This is a genomic window from Streptomyces sp. NPDC005784 (assembly GCF_042871525.1).
In the GTDB taxonomy this organism is placed as follows: domain Bacteria; phylum Actinomycetota; class Actinomycetes; order Streptomycetales; family Streptomycetaceae; genus Streptomyces.
The window spans coordinates 964-17,403 of record NZ_JBIAIQ010000042.1 but is presented as its reverse complement, the minus strand read 5'-3'; the positions used below and the strand labels follow the sequence as shown (position 1 = coordinate 17,403).

Genomic DNA, 16,440 nt, shown 5'->3' with positions numbered 1-16,440 from the left:
ACGGCTCTCGCCATCTCTCGTCACCGGCCGGAGATGCCTCCGGAACCCGTCCGCGGGTAGCGTCCGCTGCATGGACAGCCGTTACGACACCCAGGGCGCCGGAATCACCGTGCAGCGGGCGCTCGAGCTGCCCGGACTGCGCAGCGGGCTGCCGGAGATCATCGCGGGCGCCGACCGGCTGCAACGGACCGTGCGCTGGGTGCACGCGGGCGAGGTCCCGAACATCGCCTCGCTGCTCAAGGGCGGCGAACTGCTGCTGACCACGGGATACGGTCTCGGGACCCGCCCGGCCGACCAGCGCGCGTTCGTCCGCACCCTCGCCGAGCGCGGGATCGCGGCGCTCGTCGTGGAGCTCGGCCCGCGCTTCACCCGGCTCCCGGCCGCGCTCGTGGAGACGGCGCGGTCCACCGGTCTGCCGCTGGTCCAGCTGCACCGCGAGGTGCCCTTCGTGACGGTCACGGAGGAGATCCACACCGAGATCGTCAACGGCCACTACGCACTGCTGCAGCAGGCCGAGGAAGTGCACCGGCGCTGCACCGAGGCCCTGCTCGGCGGCGGCGGAGTGCCCCAAGTCCTGCGCATTCTGGCCGACTTCAGCGGCAACCCGATCTTCCTGGAGACGGCCGACGGACAGCTCCTGTACGCCGCCGGGGCCGGCTCCACGGGCGCCGACCCGCTCCAGGTCTGGGAGGGAATGCGCGGCCAGCACAAGGAGGAGCCGCCCGCGGGGACCATTTTGGTGGACGTGCCCGGCGGCGGCCCCGGAACCGGTTCCGTACGGGCCCGCCTGGTTCTGCTGCCGGTCGGCACACCGGTCGCCCCGGTGCACCGGATCGCCGCGGAGCGGGCCGCCGGCATCCTGGCCGTCGTGCTGATGCAGGCCCGCCAGGAGGAGGAACTGGCCGCGCGGGGGCGCGGCGACTTCCTGACCGACCTCGCCGAGGGCCGTATCGAGGCCGAGGACGCGCCGGCGCAGGCCCGGGTGCTCGGCTTCAAGCCCGGCGGCAGCCCGCTCCTGCCGGTCGTGATGCGACTCGCCGACGGGCTCGCCCCCGGCGGCGGCTGGGCGGTCCTGGCCCGAGCGGTCGCCGAGGAGCTGGCCTCGGTGGGTGTCCCGGTCCTGCTGGGCGTACGTCCGGTCGAGGGCCGGGTCCCGCTGCTGCTCGGCCTGCGCTCGGAGTCGGAACGGGCGGCCGTCGCGGACCGCGTCGCGGCGGCCCTGCGCGCCGGGGTGGAGCGCGCGGGCATGCAGCGCCCCGGGGCGCAGCCGCCGGTGGTGGTGGTCGGGGTCGCGGGCGGCTGGGCGGCCGCGTCGGCGGGCCTGCGGCACGCGGCAGAGACGGCGACGGCGGCACAGGGTCTGTCGGACCGCCCCTGGTACGACGCCCGCCGCCTGGACATCGACCTGCTGCTGTGGCGGCTGCGCGAGCACCCCGACCTGGCCGCCTTCGTGGAGCGCGCGATCGGCCCGCTCCGCGACCACGACGTCCGCTCGAAACCGCCTCTGCTGCCCACCCTGCAGACGTACTTGGCGCACGCGGGCCGCAAGGCGGAGACCGCCCGCGAACTGCATCTCAACCGGCAGACCCTCTACAACCGCCTCGCCAGGATCGGCGAGTTGCTGGGCACGGACCTGGACGACCCGCAGACGGTACTGGCGTTGAGCCTGGCCCTGCGCGCACGCAGGCATGTTCCCTAGCCGGCGTCTGTTCCCCTGACCGACGTCAGTTCCCCCAGTCCGGGTCAGTTCCCCTGGCCGGCGCCAGTTTCCTGGCCGGCGCCAGTTTCCTGGCCGGCGTCAGTTTCCTGGCCGGCGTCAGCCCAGCGGCCGGGGTTGTGTGAACTCGTCGTAGACGCTCAGCACTTGGGCGACCGTCTCGTCCTCGGTCGGCCAAGTGGCGGCCTGCCAGGCGCCCTTCTCCCGCAGGGCCTCCTGGCGCGCGGGGTCGGCGAGCAGCCGTACGACGGCGTCGCCGAGCGCCTTCGCGTTCCCGTACGGGACGAGTTCGGCGGCGTCGCCGACCAGTTCGGGGATGCCCCCGACCGCTGTGGCGACGAGCGGCACGCGCGCGCGGAGGGCCTCCTGTGCCAGCACCGAGCGCGACTCCCACCTGCTCGGCAGCAGGGCGAGGTCGGCGGCGGCGAGCAGTTCCGTGATGTCGTCGCGCCGCCCGATGAGCCGGACCGGCAGCTCCTCGTCCTCGATCCGGCGCTGGAGAACGGCCCGCAGCGGCCCCTCCCCCGCGATGACCAGCAGCGGCACGGGATCGAGGCGGCACCACGCGCGCGCGGCGTCCAGCAGGGTGTGGTAACCGCGGTGCCGGTCGAGCGAGCCGACCGCCATGAGCAACGGACGGTCGGTCGAGCCGAGTTCGGCCCGCGCCTTGTGCCGGAACCCGTCGGGTTCGGCGGGCTCGACGGGCGGGCGCGGCACGGGGAGCGCGACGGCGGCGAGCCGCGCGTCACGCGCTCCCCTGCTGCGCGCCCGGTCCACCAGGTCGGACGAGGTCCCGAGGACCACGGCGGCGGCTCTGGCGACCCGCCGCTCGAGAAGCCGCAGTACGTGGGCCCTGGCGCCGTCGGCCTCCGAGCGGGTGTGCCAGGTGACGACGAGGGGAACGCGCCGCCCGCTGAGTGCCAGCGCCGCCCGCAGCGCCGCGTGCAGCCCGTGCGCGTGCACGAGATCGGCGTCCGCGCAGGCGGCCCGCAGTGCGGACACGGAGGCGGGATCGCTGCTGCGGGGCACGGGAACGTGGTGCGCGCCGACCCCGGTGAACCCGTACACGCCGTCCGCCTCGGCGGGAGCGCAGACGGTGACCCGTACCCCCCGGGCGACCAGGCCCGCGGCCAGCGACCGCACATGCGCGCTACTGCCCGCACTGCCCCCGCCGAGCACCTGCACGGTGCGCAGCGGCGACTGGCCGTGCGGTGAGTGGCTGCTCACGTGGCTCACGTGGCCGGGGCTCCTGATTCGGCGTCGGACGGTCACGAGGAAACGTACAGAAGGGTCGCGCAGAGGGGGTTCACCGCACGTCGTGCACCGCGTACTACGCCAAGGATGCCAGGCCGTACGGACGTTCCGGCACCGCCATCACGACGAGGGCACGTCAGACGGGGCAACCCGGCGACGACGATCACCCGCACGAGTGATGAATAGCCCATTCCGGGGAAGGCCGAGCCACCGGGGACCCACCCGGCACCCGCAACCACCCACGCATCGAAAGCCACTCCGACGCCAAAAAGGCACCGTCGCCCCACGAACCACCCCGGAACCGGGAATTGCCGCAACTCATCCAGGGCCACCCCAACGCCCTGGGCCCGTCCACGCATCGCCATCCACCCCGGCGTCGATGGTGTACCCGCGCATCGCGAGGCGCGTCCCGTGTCGCGCGGCGCGTCCCGGGGTCCTCACCCCCCGGCGCGCCCCAACGTCCTCGCCGCCTCGCTGACCGTCTCTCCGAGGACCGTCGCGGCCACCAGCGCCGCCGCGTGGGCGGCAAGGCCCGCCCGGCCGTTGCCCAGGGCGATGGCGGTACCCAGGGTCGCGCCCAGCACGTGGGCGCCCGTGTCACCGATCATGGCGCGCTCGCCGAGGTCGTCGGCGAGTACGGCGGCGACGGCGCCCATCGCCATCGCGGACAGTTGCCCGGCGTCCCCACCGCGCAGCACTCCGGGCGCGCCCAGCGCGAGGACGGTACCGGCGGCCCGCCCCGGCCGCACATCGACAAGGTTGACGAAATGCGCGGTACCGGCGATCACGACTCCCGCGAGCAGTTTGTCGACGGGCCGCTCCTTGAGCACCGCCCCGGCCACCAGCCCCGGCGCCGAGATCCCGAACAACTTGACCGCGCCGCTGGTCACTTCACCGTCGCGCAGCGCCCCCAGATGCTCCCGGAACCCGCGTCGCGGGTCACCCGCCCCGGCGACGTCGTCGTACGCGCCGCACGCACCGGCGACGGCGACGGCCATCGCGGCGGCGGGGTGAACCCGCGCCGCCGCGAACGCCGAGCCCACGGCGGTCGCGGGGCCCGCGTAGAGCTCGACGGTCCGCCCGGCGTAGTTCTCGCGGGTCCAACGGGCGGGGCCGCCGGGCGGGTTGGAACGCAGGACGGCGAAGCACGCGCGCGTGACCGCGACAGCGGTACCGAATCCGACAATCCGCCCCTTGCGCATGCTCATGCGATCACCTTAAAGGGGCGCACGAAACGGTTCTCAGGCCGGGACCACGGAGCGACCACGACGAAACTCGGGCGAGACCCGCGCGGCAGGCAGGCCGAGCACCTCGGGACGAGCACGGCGAACGCCGTACGGCGGGCACGACTGACGCCGTCGCGCGGGCGGCCCGGCGACGCAGCGTCGGAGCGACGCGGGGGCGGGGGGAGCACACAGGGCCCGCACCGCGGAGCGGCCGATGCCGCACACGCAGAGGCGAGCGGCCCTGCCCCCGCAGGGGCGGGCCGCTCCGCTAGCCGTCGGAGCGGGCCGTCGCGAGCAGTTCCTCCGCGTGAGCCCGAGCCGTCTCGGAGTCCTCCTGGCCGGCGAGCATCCGGGACAGTTCGCGAATCCGCTCCTCGCCCTCCAGCACCTTCACGCCGGACCGGGTCACCGACCCGTCGTTCGTCTTCTCGACCAGCAGCTGCCGGTCGGCGAAGGCGGCCACCTGCGGCAGATGCGTCACGACGACGACCTGCGCGGTCTTGGCGAGCCGCGCCAGCCGTCGCCCGATCTCGACCGCGGCCTTGCCGCCGACGCCCGCGTCGACCTCGTCGAAGAGATACGTCGGCACCGGGTCCGTGCCGGCGAACACGACCTCCACCGCGAGCATCACACGCGAGAGCTCACCGCCGGACGCCCCCTTGGCGATGGGCCGCGGCGGCGCCCCGGGATGCGGCGCGAGGAGGAGTTCCACCTCGTCGGCACCGGCCGGGCCGTAGGCCACCGGGCGTCCGCCGACCTCCACCCCCTCCGGGTCGTCGGTCTGCCGGAGTTCGAAGGACACACGCGCGTGCGGCATGGCCAGCGAGGCCAGTTCGGCGGTGACGGCGGCGGCGAACCGCTCGGCCGCCTCCGTACGCGCGTCCGTCAGCGCCTGGGCGAGTCCGCCCAGTTCACCGCGCAGCGCGTCCCGCTCGGCGGTCAGTTCGTCGAGCCGGTCGTCGTCGCCGTCGAGTTCGGTGAGCCGCTCGGCGCTCCGCTCGGCCCAGGCGAGCACGGCGTCGATGTCCTCGCCGTACTTCCGGGTCAGCTGGGTGAGTGCGGCCCGGCGCTCCTCGACCGCGGACAGCCGCAGCGGGTCGGCGTCGAGGTCGTCGGCGTAGCCCGCGAGTTCGCCCGCCACGTCGCCGAGGAGGATGGCGATCTCGCCGATCCGTCCGGACAGTGTGGCAAGGGCGGAGTCGTGCGACCGTACGGCCTCCAGGGTCCGGTGAGCGCCCGCGACGAGCGTGGCCGCGTCGATGCCCTCCGGGTCCTCGGGATTGCCCGCCAGCGCCGCGTGCGCGGCCGTTGCGGCCGATGCCAGCGCCTCCGCGTGACCGAGCCGCTCCGCCTCCGCCGCCAGCTCCACGTCCTCGCCCGCGCGCGGCTCCACGGCCGCGACCTCGTCGAGTCCGAAGCGCAGCATGTCGGCTTCCTGGACCCGTTCCCGCGCGCGCGTCGTGATCTCGTCCAGCTCGGCCGAGATGGCCCGCAGCCGGCGGTAGGCGCCCGCGTACTTGGCGAGCGGCACGGCGACCGCGTCACCCGCGTACCGGTCGAGGGCCTGCCGCTGCCGGGACAGCTTGAGCAGTCCCTGCTGGTCGGTCTGGCCGTGTACCGCGACGAGTTCGTCGGCGAGTTCGGCGAGCACGCCCACCGGCACCGAGCGCCCGCCCAGGTGTGCGCGTGAGCGCCCCTCGGCCGAAACGGTACGGCTGATCAGCAGAACACCGTCGTCGAGCTCGGCACCGGCTTCCTCCGCCCGTACGACGGCCGTCCCGCCCGCGGGTACGCTGATCCGCCCCTCCACGACCGCGCTCTTGGCGCCGATCCTCACGAGGGCCGGGTCCGCACGCCCGCCCAGCAGCAGCCCGAGGCTGGTGACCACCATCGTCTTGCCCGCACCGGTCTCACCGGTCACGGCGGTGAAGCCGGGTGACAGCTCGACGACCGCGTCGTCGATGACTCCGAGCGACCGTATCCGCATCTCCTCCAACACGTCCCCGACCATACGAGACTTTCCCGGCCCTGTGCGACGCCGCCCCCCGCAAAGAGAACCGAGCGTTACCTTCCGGGGGTGATCTCGTTCGCCGTCGGCCCGCGCGGAGGCGGCCCGGCACCCGGGCGGAACCCGGGTGCCACGCGCGTCTCTAGTGCGGCGCCCCGCGCCACCCGGAGACCGGCAGCGCGAACTTGGCGACGAGCCGGTCGGTGAAGGACGCGTGGTGCAGCCGGGCCAGCCGCACCGGCACGGCCCCGCGCCGCACCTCGACGCGGGCGCCGGGCGGCAGCTCCACCGTCCGCCGTCCGTCGCACCACAGCACGCCCGGCGGAACGTGCGGCAGCACCTCCACGGCGAGTACCGAGTCCGGTGAGGTGACCAGCGGTTTGGCGAACAGGGCGTGCGCGCTGATCGGCACCATCAGCAGCGCCTCGACCTCGGGCCAGACCACGGGCCCGCCCGCGGAGAAGGCGTACGCCGTCGACCCGGTCGGGGTCGCGCAGACGATGCCGTCGCAGCCGAACCCGGTGACGGGCCGCCCGTCGATCTCCAGCACCACTTCGAGGAGCTTCTCGGCGGACACCTTCTGCACGGCCGCCTCGTTCAGCGCCCAGTCGGTGTGCACGATGTCGCCGTTGCGGTGCACGACCACATCGACGGTCATGCGTTCCTCGACCTCGTACGCCTTGGTGACGACCCGGTCGACGACCTTGTCCAGGTCGTCGCGCTCGGCCTCGGCGAGGAAACCGACCCGTCCGAGGTTGACGCCGAGCATCGGCACCCCGGACGCGCGGGCGAACTCGGCGCCGCGCAGCAGCGTTCCGTCACCGCCGAGGACGATGAGCAGCTCGCAGCCGTCGAGACACTGCGGAGTCGCCTCCTGGACCAGTTCCACCTCGTCCGGCAGCGGCAGATCGGCCGCCTCGGCCGCGAGGACCCGCACGCCGATCCCGGAGCGCAGCAGCCCCTGGACGACCAGTTCGGCGCTGCGGATGGCTGCCGGCCGCCCGGTGTGGGCCAGCAGGAAAACAGTACGAGCTCGGGTCTGGGTCAACGGGGCCCCTCCGCCACTGCACGGTCAACGTCGGCCGGGTCGAGTTCAGGTGCCCCGGCACGCAGCCACAGAAAGTACTCGACGTTGCCCGACGGTCCGGGCAACGGACTTGCGGTCACACCTTTGACTCCGAGGCCCAGCTCGTGGGCTCGCCCCGCCACGCCGCGCACCGTCTCGGCGCGCAGCTCCGGGCTGCGCACGACACCGCCGCTGCCCAGCCGGTCCTTTCCCACCTCGAACTGCGGCTTGACCATCATCACCAGATCGGCATCCGGCGCCGTGCACCGCGCGAGGGCGGGCAGCACCAGTCCGAGCGGGATGAAGGACAGATCCCCGACAACAAGGTCCACGGGCTCCCCATCGATCGCCTCCAACGTCAACTCGCGTACGTTCGTACGGTCCTTGACGGTGACGCGTTCATCGCTTTGGAGAGACCAGGCGAGTTGTCCGTAACCGACATCCACGGCGACGACATGGGCGGCGCCCGCGCGCAGCAGTACGTCGGTGAAGCCCCCGGTGGACGCGCCGGCGTCCAGCGCCCGCCGCCCCTCCACCTTCAGGCCCTCGGGCCCGAAGACGGCGAGCGCGCCGGCGAGCTTGTGTCCGCCGCGCGAGACGTAGTCGGGGTCGTTGTCGTCGTTGCTGACCACGATCGCCGCGGCGGTCTCGACCTGCGTGGCGGGCTTGGTCGCGAGGGTCTTGCCCACGCTGACCCTGCCCGCGGCGATCAGCTGTCCGGCGTGCTCGCGCGAGCGGGCGAGCTTCCTGCGGACCAGCTCGGCGTCGAGGCGGCGGCGTGCCACTCCTGCCACGTTCGGTTCAGCTCCTGCGGTCGTACGGCCATGGACGGATGTGCCCCGAAGGGTCTCATTGGGGGGCGGCGGCCGGGCGACCGGCGGGAGCCGGAGCTCCCGGGCGGACGTCGAGCGCGGTGAGCGCGTCGCGCAGCCCCCGGTGCACATCCTCGTACACCTCGACGTGTCCGTCCGTGGCGAGGTGGTCGGCGTCGGCCAGCCGGTCGAGCTGTGCGTCGACGTCGGCGTTGCCCGAGGGGACGCGCGGGACGTTCAGCGCGGCCGGTGCGGCGGGGTCGCACGCGGGTTCCGGCTCCGCTTCGGCAGGGGGGCCGGGCTCCGCCGCGGTCACGGCCTCGGGGAGCTCGCCCTCGGGGACTGAGTCGTTCATGCCCCGACGCTACCGCGAAGAGCTGCGGTACCGTCGATCACGATGGCGACGATTGAGGAGTGCCGCACCGCACTCGACAAGCTTTCGGACAACATGGCGAGCGCCGAGGGGGACGTACGCACCGCTGCGGCCCTGGACCGCTCGCTGAGCTGCCGTATCCCCGATTTGGACATCACCTTCGTCGGCCGCCTCAGAGGCGGCCGGATCGAGGTGCTCGACACCCTCCAGGGCCCGCCCCCCGAGCGGGCCCAGATCCGTCTGACCATGAACGGCGACGACCTGGTGTCCCTGGTGAACGGCGAGCTGAACTTCGCGAAGGCCTGGGGCTCGGGCCGGGTGAAGCTGGAGGCGGGTCTGCGCGACCTGTTCCGGCTCAGGACCCTTCTGTAGGGGTCGCGGCGGCGCGGACCCTCGCCCGGCGTGCCGCGGGCACCACGAGGGGTGTCCCGGTCTCCGGGTCGTCGATGACCTGGCAGCGCAGCCCGAAGACCTCCTCGACCAGGCCGGCCGTGACGATGTCGCCCGGCGCGCCCTCGGCGATGACCTCGCCGCCGCGCAGGGCGATCAGGTGGGTGGCGTACCGGGCCGCGTGGTTGAGGTCGTGCAGTACGGCGACCAGGGTGCGGCCACGCGTCTCGTGGAGCTCGGCGCACAGGTCGAGGACGTCGATCTGGTGCTGGATGTCGAGGTAGGTCGTCGGCTCGTCGAGGAGGAGCAGCGGGGTCTGCTGGGCGAGGGCCATCGCGATCCACACGCGCTGGCGCTGACCGCCGGACAATTCGTCGACATAGCGATCGGCGAGCTCGGCGACACCGGTCGAGGCCATCGACTCCTGGACCACCCGCTCGTCCTCCGCCGACCACTGGCGCAGCAGGCCCTGGTGCGGATAGCGGCCCCGGCCGACGAGGTCACCGACCGTGATCCCGTCCGGTGCGATCGACGACTGCGGCAGCAGCCCGAGGGTGCGGGCCACCTTCTTCGCGGGCATCGACTGGATGACCTGTCCGTCGAGCAGCACCCGCCCCGCCGAGGGCTTGAGCATGCGCGAAAGGGCGCGCAGCAGGGTGGACTTGCCGCAGGCGTTCGGGCCGACGATCACCGTGAAGGAGTGGTCGGGGATCTCCACGGACAGCTTCTCCGCGATGACCCGCTGGTCGTAGCCGAGGGTGACGTCGTCGGCGGACAGGCGGTTCACAGTGCTCCTCTGGGTGTTCTCGTGCGCCCGGTCGTCCGCACGCGCCGCGTTCTTCGATCCCTCACGGCGGGGCCCGCCGGGCCGCTCGCAGCCGGGTTCGCCAGTCCGCTCGCCGTTGGGCCCGCCGGGCCGCTCGCAGCGGAATGTGCCGGGCCGCTCATATCCGGCCCGCCTTGCGTTCGGTGACCAGCAGCCACAGCAGATAGACGCCGCCGAGGACGCCGGTCACGACGCCCACGGGCAGCTGGTCGGCGCCGAAGGCCCGCTGCGAGGCCCAGTCCGCGACGATGAGCAGGGTCGCGCCCATGCACATCGACGGCACCAGGTTCGGTCCGGGCGACCGGGTGAGCCGCCGGGCCAGCTGCGGCGCGGTGAGCGCCACGAAACCGACCGGTCCCGCCGCGGCCGTGGCGCCCGCGGTGAGCAGTACGGCGGCCGCCATCAGCAGCAGCCGCGTCCGCTCGACGCTCACTCCGAGGGCGTACGACACGTCGTCGCCCATCTCCATCATCCGCAGCCCGCGCGCGTTGCCGAGGACGACGGGGACGAGGACGGCGCACATGATGAGCAGCGGCCAGACCTGCGCCCAGTCACGGCCGTTGAGGGAGCCGGTCATCCACACGACGGCGCGCGCCGCGTCGACGATGTCCGCTTTGGTGAGGAGATAGCCGTTGACCGCCGTGACGATCGCGGAGACACCGATGCCGACCAGGACCAGTCGATAACCGTGCACTCCCCGCTTCCACGCGAGCAGATAGATGGCGAGCCCGGTCACGAGTCCGCCGACGAGCGCCCCGATGGCGACCTCGGTCGCGCTGCCCGAGTACAGCACGATCATGATGAGCGCGCCGACCGTGGAACCCTGTCCGAGGCCGAGCACGTCCGGGCTGCCCAGCGGATTGCGGGAGATCGACTGGAAGAGCGCGCCGCCCAGCCCGAGCGAGGCACCCACGAGCAGCCCGACGAGAACGCGCGGCAGCCGCAGGTCGTTGACGATGAACTCCTGGCTCGCGCTGCCGTCGCCGGCCAGGGTCTTGAGCACATCGCCGGCCGGGATCGGGAAGTCGCCGGTGCCGATGAGCACCACGCTCGCGACGGCCGCGGCCACCAGCAGCAGCACGACCACGCCGAACGCGCGGATGTCGAGGCGGACGGACCATCCGAGCCCGCCGCCCGTGCGGACGGACCGGATGCGGCGCGCGGGAAGTGCCGGGACGCGAGATGCGTGGGCAGTTCGGATACGTGGGGTCGTCACAGCTGCGCCGTCCTCCGTCGCCGTACGAGAAAGATGAAGACCGGACCGCCGAGTACCGCGGTGACGATGCCGACCTGAAGCTCCGCCGGCCGGGCGACCATCCGGCCCAGGACGTCGGCGCCGAGCAGCAGCACGGGCGACAGGACGGTGGCGTACGGCAGGATCCAGCGCAGGTCGGGCCCGGTGAAGGAGCGGACGACGTGCGGGACCATCAGCCCGACGAACACGATCGGTCCGCAGGCGGCGGTCGCGGCGCCGCACAGCACGGTCGCGGCGGCCATGGACAGCGCGCGGGTGCGGTTCAGGTCGGCGCCGAGCGAGCGGGCGGTGTCGTCGCCCATGGCCACCGCGTTCAGCGGCCGGGCGAGGGCCAGCGCGAGAAGTGTGCCCACGGCGAGGAAGGGGGCCACTTGCCGGATCGTCGAGTCGGTCGCCGAGGCCAGCGAACCGACCGTCCAGAAGCGCATCTTGCCGAGCGCCGCGTCATCCATGATCATCACGGCCTGCAGATAGCCGTAGAGGGCGGCGCTGATGGCGGTTCCGGCCAGCGCGAGCCGCACCGGGGTCGCGCCCCGGCTGCCGCCCAGGAACCAGACCAGCGCTCCTACCGCGGCCGCCCCCACGAAGGCGAACCAGACATAGCCGCTCAGCGATGTGACACCGAAGTAGGTGATCGCGGTGACGACCGCGGCGGACGCGCCCGCGTTGATGCCGAGCAGACCGGGGTCGGCCAGCGGATTGCGGGTGAGCGCCTGGAGGACGGCACCGGACAACCCGAGCGCGGCGCCGACGAGCAGCCCGAGCACGGTACGGGAGATGCGGTCGCCGACCACGACGTCGGAGTACGTCCCCGAGTCGTGGAACAGGCCGTGCCACACCTGGTCCAGCGGCAGCGCCTTCGCGCCGATCGCAATGCTCGCCAGCGCGACCAGCAACAGGAGACCCACGGAGACGAGGAGCCCAACGGTCCGTATCGCCCGGCGGGTCGGGGGCGCGGGGGCGGTTTCCGCGCACTGTTCAGGAGGACTGTCGACCAACACGAGGTTAGGTTAGCCTACCCTCGCATTGCTCATCGATCCGCCTGAACATCGGGCCCTGCACCGAAGCCCAGGTGAGCCACCGCGCCGGGCCCCACGCACCGCGATCGGATGCCTCTACCGGTACCCATCGGTGGGTACCGGTCCAGGCATCTGCACCCGCACTGCTGACTGGAAGGTGCCTAGAGGCCCAGCCGCGCCAGCGCCTTCCCCCCGTCCAGCTCGCAGCTACCCTCTCCCGCGGCCGTCCACGCCGCCGCGCACAGGGCCCGCAGACCGTCGAGGGCCTCGCCCTCGCCCGCCAGCTCGAACTCCTCGCTGCCCGCCGTCGCCGTCCAGCCGCCGCAACGGAACCCGGCGCCCGCTTCGACGACCTCGGGCTGCCCGGTGAGCATTCCGCGCAGATCGGCATCGACATACGTCGGCCGGTGCCGCGGCGGCGCGGCGAGGAGCTGCGCGCCGTCCGTCACGCCGGTGAGGACGAGCAGCGAGTCCACCTCTCCGTTGAACGCGCCCTCGATGTCCGTGTCCAGCCGGTCACCGACCACCAGCGGCCGCTTCGCCCCGGTCCGCAGAATCGTCTCGCGGTGCATCGGGGGCAACGGCTTGCCCGCCACCTGCGGCTCGGCACCCGTGGCGATGCGGACGACCTCCACCGCCGCGCCGTTCCCGGGCGCGATCCCGCGCGCGCCCGGAATCGTCAGATCCGTGTTGGAGGCGAACCAGGGCACCCCCCGCGCGATGGCGTAACACGCCTCCGCGAAGCGCGACCAGGCCAGATCGGGACCGCCGTACCCCTGTACGACCGCGACGGGCTCGTGCTCCGCCGAGTCGACCGGCTCCAGCCCGCGCTCACGGAGCGCGACCCTCAGTCCGTCACCGCCGATGACCAGCACGCGCGCGCCCGCGGGCACCTGCTCGCTGATGAGCCGGGCCACGGCCTGCGCCGAGGTGATGACGTCCGAGGCCACCGTCGGTATGCCCAGCTCCGTGAGGTGCTCGGCGACCGCGTCCGGAGTGCGCAGGGCGTTGTTGGTGACGTAGGCGAGGTGCATTCCGCCCGCGCGCGCCGTCCCGAGGGACTCCACGGCGTACGCGATGGCGTGACCGCCCGCGTACACCACCCCGTCCAGATCCAGCAGCGCCGTGTCATACGCCTCGCTCAGGGCCTGGCCACTGCCTTCGGGCCGCGTCCTGACGGTCTGGCTCATTGAACATCGCTCCTCGTTCGATCCCTTTGCCCCGATCATCGCGCATGCCACTGACGCACTTACGATGCCCCAATGAACTATGCAGGTCCCGAGGAGGAAACACCGGCAGGGAGCGGCCTCGAACTCACCCCGTTCCGAGGCCTGCGCTACGACCCCGACCGGGTCGGCAGCCTGGCCGCCGTGACATCCCCGCCGTACGACGTGATCGTCCGGCCCGACGGACTGCTCGAACTCGAATCGGCCGACCCGTACAACATCGTCCGGCTGATCCTCCCGCAGGACGGCACCCCCGCCGCCCGCAACAGGCAGGCGGCAGACACGCTGCGCGACTGGCTGTCAGAGGGCGTTCTGGCGGCCGATCCCGTGCCGGGCCTTTACGTGTACGAGCAGCGCGACGGCGACCTGCTGCAACGGGGCGTGATCGGCAGCCTGCGTCTGTCCGAGCCGGCCGACGGCGTCGTCCTCCCGCACGAGGACGTGATGCCGCACGTCATCGCGGACCGCGCGGCCCTGATGCGTGCCACGTCCGCCAACCTCGAACCCCTGCTGCTGACCTATCGCGGCAACGGTTCCGGGTACGGCACGGCCGCCGTCATCGAACGGACCGCCACCCGGCCGCCGCTGCTGTCCACCACCACGGAGGACGGCATCAGCCACCGTCTGTGGGCGGTCACGGATCCGGCGGGGCTCTCGGAGATCCGGACGGACCTCGGCCGGCATCAGGCACTGATCGCCGACGGCCATCATCGCTGGGCGACGTATCTGCGTCTACGCGCGGAGCATCCCTCGCCGAGCCCCTGGGACTACGGTCTGGTGCTCCTGGTGGACACCGCACGCTACCCGCTGCGCGTCCGGGCCATCCACCGCCTGCTGCACCGCCTGCCGGTCGCCGAGGCGCTGGCCGCCCTCGGGGACTCCTTCCGCGTACGCCACCTCGACGTGCCCCTCACCGAGGCGCTGGAGGCCCTCTCCTCGGCGGCCGCCGAGGGAAACGCCTTCCTCCTCGCCGGCGACGGCAGCTTCCACCTCGTCGACCGCCCGTCCCCGGAGCTCCTCGCCCGTACGATCCCGGCCGACCGTCCGGAGGCCTGGCGCACGCTGGACGCCACGGTCCTGCACGCCGTACTGCTCGACCATGTGTGGGGCATCCCGGAGGACTCCCCCGCGCACATCGCGTACATCCACGACACGAGCGCCACGGTCGAGAAGGCGGAACGCGACGGAGGCACGGCCGTCCTGATGCACCCGGTCCACGAGGAGGTCGTACGCGATCTCGCCCGCCAGGGGGTCACGATGCCGCGCAAGTCGACGTCCTTCGGCCCGAAGCCCGCATCGGGACTGGTCCTGCGGGCGCTCGCCCCCTGAAGGGTCGTGGGCCCCTGAAACGCCGCGTGGGCGGCGGGACACCTTCCGGTGTCCCGCCGCCCACGTGTTTGCGCCGAACTGTCCTGCGTCAGCTCTGAGGACGGTGAGGAGCGTCGTCCTCGCGGTCGTCCTCGTCGTTGCCGAGGTCGTCGTCCTCGTCCTCGTTCTCGAGGTCGTCGACGTCGTCCGCGATCCCGTCCGCGGTCACGGACTCGAAGTCGTCGTCCTCGTCGCCCTCGTCGTCCTCATCCTCGTCGTCGTCCTGGTGCTCGTCCTCTGTCCCGGCCTTGGACGCGGTCACCTGACCGCTCTCGTCGTCGTCCTCGACGAGCGCGTCGACGAACTCGACACCGTCCATCTCGGCGAGCCTGTCGGAGGCGTCCGTGCTGCTGTCCTTGTCGGACTCGACGGTCTTGGCGAACCACTCGCGTGCCTCGCCCTCACGCCCGGCGGCGAGGAGCGCGTCGGCGTAGGCGTACCGCAGCCGCGCGGTCCAGGGCTGAACGGAGTTCGAGGCGAGCTCCGGGCTCTGCAGGGTGACGATGGCGGCTTCCAGCTGATCCATGTCACGCCGGGCACCGGCCGCCACGAGCCGCATCTCGACCTGGCTCGCCTTGTCCAGCTTCTGAACCTCGGGCGCCCCGGCCATCTCCAGCGCCTTCTCGGGCCGGCCGAGACCACGCTCACAGTCCGCCATCACGGGCCACAGCTCCACGCTGCCGGTCATCCGGCGCGCGGCGCGGAACTCGGCGAGCGCCTCGCTGTACTTCTGGTTCGCGTACGCGGCGAAGCCGGCCGCCTCGCGCACGGCGGCGACACGCGACGCCAGCCGCAGGGCGATCCGCGAGTACGCGTAGGCGCCCTCGGGGTCCTCGTCGATGAGCCGGGCCACCATCACCAGGTTGCGGGAGACATCCTCGGCAAGGCCCTTGGGCAGGCTCATGAGCTCCTGCCGCACGTCCTTGTCGATCTCCTCGCCCGTGACGTCGTCCGGGATCGGCAGCCGCTTGATCGGCTCGCGGTCCCGCTCCCGCTCGTCGCGGAAACGGCCGCCACCGCGCCGGTCGTCGCCCCCACGGTCGTCGCGACCACGGAAGCCACCGGGGCGTCCGCCCCGGTCGTCGCCGCGCGGTCCACCGTGGCCCCGGTCGTCGCGGCCACGGAACCCGCCGCCCCGGCTGTCGTCACGGCGGTCATCACGCCGGTCGTCACGGCGGAAGCCACCGCGGTCGTCATCGCGACGCGGGGTGCTGGGCCGGTCGTCGCGGCGGAAGGGCGGACGGTCGCTGTCCCTGCGCTCGTCACGACGGAAATCGCTGCCGGCGCGGTTGTCGTCGCGGCGGAATCCGCCACGGTCGTCATCACGGCGCGGGGTGCTGGGCCGCTCGTCACGACGATCGTCACGACGGAACCCGCCACGGTCATCGCCACGACGCTCGTCACGACGGAAGTCGCCGCCACCGCGGTTGTCATCGCGAGGGAAGCTGCCGCGATCGCCGTCACGGCGGTCATCCCGACGGTCGTCGCGACGGAAGCCACCGCGGTCGTCATCGCGACGCGGGGTGCTGGGCCGGTCGTCGCGGCGGAAGGGCGGGCGGTCCGCGTCACGACGGGGACCGCGGTCGTCGCGACGGAAATCGCCGCCGGCGCGGTTGTCGTCACGACGGAAGCCACCACCACCGCTGCTGCTGCTGCTGCTGCCACGGTCGTCGCGACGGAACCCGCCACCACTGCCACTGCCACTGCCACGGTCGTCGCGACGGAAGCCACCGCCACCGCTGCTGCTGCCACCACGGTTGTCGTCACGGCGGAAGCCGCCACCACCGGTGCTGCCGCCACCGCGGTTGTCGTCGCGGCGGAAGCCGCCACCTCCGGTGCTGCTGCCACCACGGTCGTCGCGACGGAACCCGCCACCACTGCCGCCGCCACGGTTGTCATC

14 protein-coding genes and 1 pseudogene are annotated in these 16,440 nt (G+C 72.9%); 4 read left to right on the top strand and 11 right to left on the bottom strand.

Annotated features, from left to right (window positions below; translation table 11 throughout):
• Positions 1–70: 70 nt before the first annotated feature.
• A complete protein-coding gene (locus tag ACFYR3_RS38425) occupies positions 71–1,699 on the top strand; it encodes a PucR family transcriptional regulator (protein WP_355853622.1) in 1,629 nt (542 codons plus the stop codon).
• A 117-nt stretch (positions 1,700–1,816) separates the two neighbouring features.
• Here ACFYR3_RS38425 and ACFYR3_RS38420 read toward each other — a convergent pair whose 3' ends face one another.
• From ACFYR3_RS38420 to ACFYR3_RS38395, 6 genes are all read right to left on the bottom strand, one after another.
• Positions 1,817–2,953 carry a glycosyltransferase family 4 protein gene (locus ACFYR3_RS38420; protein WP_356786066.1) on the bottom strand — a complete coding sequence of 379 codons (1,137 nt, stop codon included), beginning with the start codon at positions 2,951–2,953 and terminating at the stop codon, positions 1,817–1,819.
• Between the two features lie 455 nt (positions 2,954–3,408).
• The gene (locus tag ACFYR3_RS38415) at positions 3,409–4,179 is read right to left on the bottom strand and encodes a hypothetical protein (RefSeq protein WP_389286679.1); all 771 of its coding nucleotides are present in this window, start codon (positions 4,177–4,179) and stop codon (positions 3,409–3,411) included.
• A 286-nt stretch (positions 4,180–4,465) separates the two neighbouring features.
• Positions 4,466–6,208: a DNA repair protein RecN gene (gene recN, locus ACFYR3_RS38410; RefSeq protein ID WP_355853628.1), complete on the bottom strand. Its 1,743-nt coding sequence runs from the start codon at positions 6,206–6,208 to the stop codon at positions 4,466–4,468.
• A gap of 139 nt (positions 6,209–6,347) precedes the next feature.
• The gene (locus ACFYR3_RS38405) at positions 6,348–7,253 is read right to left on the bottom strand and encodes an NAD kinase (protein WP_355853631.1); all 906 of its coding nucleotides are present in this window, start codon (positions 7,251–7,253) and stop codon (positions 6,348–6,350) included.
• A complete protein-coding gene (locus ACFYR3_RS38400) occupies positions 7,250–8,065 on the bottom strand; it encodes a TlyA family RNA methyltransferase (protein WP_355853634.1) in 816 nt (271 codons plus the stop codon). The genes ACFYR3_RS38405 and ACFYR3_RS38400 overlap by 4 nt, the downstream gene beginning before the upstream one ends.
• 55 nt (positions 8,066–8,120) lie before the next feature.
• A complete protein-coding gene (locus ACFYR3_RS38395) occupies positions 8,121–8,438 on the bottom strand; it encodes a hypothetical protein (RefSeq protein ID WP_355853637.1) in 318 nt (105 codons plus the stop codon).
• 42 nt (positions 8,439–8,480) lie between these two features.
• Here ACFYR3_RS38395 and ACFYR3_RS38390 point away from each other — a divergent pair, with 42 nt between their 5' ends.
• Positions 8,481–8,828, top strand: coding sequence for an SCP2 sterol-binding domain-containing protein (locus tag ACFYR3_RS38390; protein ID WP_261709911.1), 348 nt, complete (start codon positions 8,481–8,483; stop codon positions 8,826–8,828).
• On the opposite strand, the gene ACFYR3_RS38385 is transcribed toward ACFYR3_RS38390, so the two are convergent.
• From ACFYR3_RS38385 to ACFYR3_RS38370, 4 genes are all read right to left on the bottom strand, one after another.
• Positions 8,812–9,633 (bottom strand): ABC transporter ATP-binding protein, encoded by an 822-nt coding sequence (locus ACFYR3_RS38385; RefSeq protein WP_389286676.1) that lies wholly within the window; start codon positions 9,631–9,633, stop codon positions 8,812–8,814. The genes ACFYR3_RS38390 and ACFYR3_RS38385 overlap by 17 nt on opposite strands.
• Before the next feature lie 157 nt (positions 9,634–9,790).
• Positions 9,791–10,873, bottom strand: a complete 1,083-nt coding sequence (locus ACFYR3_RS38380; RefSeq protein WP_355853662.1) for an iron chelate uptake ABC transporter family permease subunit — start codon at positions 10,871–10,873, stop codon at positions 9,791–9,793.
• 11 nt (positions 10,874–10,884) lie between these two features.
• The gene (locus tag ACFYR3_RS38375; protein WP_355853643.1) at positions 10,885–11,928 is read right to left on the bottom strand and encodes an iron chelate uptake ABC transporter family permease subunit; all 1,044 of its coding nucleotides are present in this window, start codon (positions 11,926–11,928) and stop codon (positions 10,885–10,887) included.
• A gap of 179 nt (positions 11,929–12,107) precedes the next feature.
• Positions 12,108–13,136, bottom strand: coding sequence for an HAD hydrolase-like protein (locus ACFYR3_RS38370; protein ID WP_355853646.1), 1,029 nt, complete (start codon positions 13,134–13,136; stop codon positions 12,108–12,110).
• 72 nt (positions 13,137–13,208) lie between these two features.
• Here ACFYR3_RS38370 and ACFYR3_RS38365 point away from each other — a divergent pair, with 72 nt between their 5' ends.
• Positions 13,209–14,501: a DUF1015 domain-containing protein gene (locus ACFYR3_RS38365; RefSeq protein ID WP_355853649.1), complete on the top strand. Its 1,293-nt coding sequence runs from the start codon at positions 13,209–13,211 to the stop codon at positions 14,499–14,501.
• A gap of 88 nt (positions 14,502–14,589) precedes the next feature.
• Here the strand turns inward: ACFYR3_RS38365 and ACFYR3_RS38360 are convergent, their stop codons facing one another.
• Positions 14,590–15,459 (bottom strand): hypothetical protein, encoded by an 870-nt coding sequence (locus ACFYR3_RS38360; RefSeq protein WP_389286673.1) that lies wholly within the window; start codon positions 15,457–15,459, stop codon positions 14,590–14,592.
• 180 nt (positions 15,460–15,639) lie between these two features.
• Here ACFYR3_RS38360 and ACFYR3_RS38355 point away from each other — a divergent pair.
• Positions 15,640–16,440, top strand: a pseudogene (locus ACFYR3_RS38355) (hypothetical protein); the annotation flags it as partial.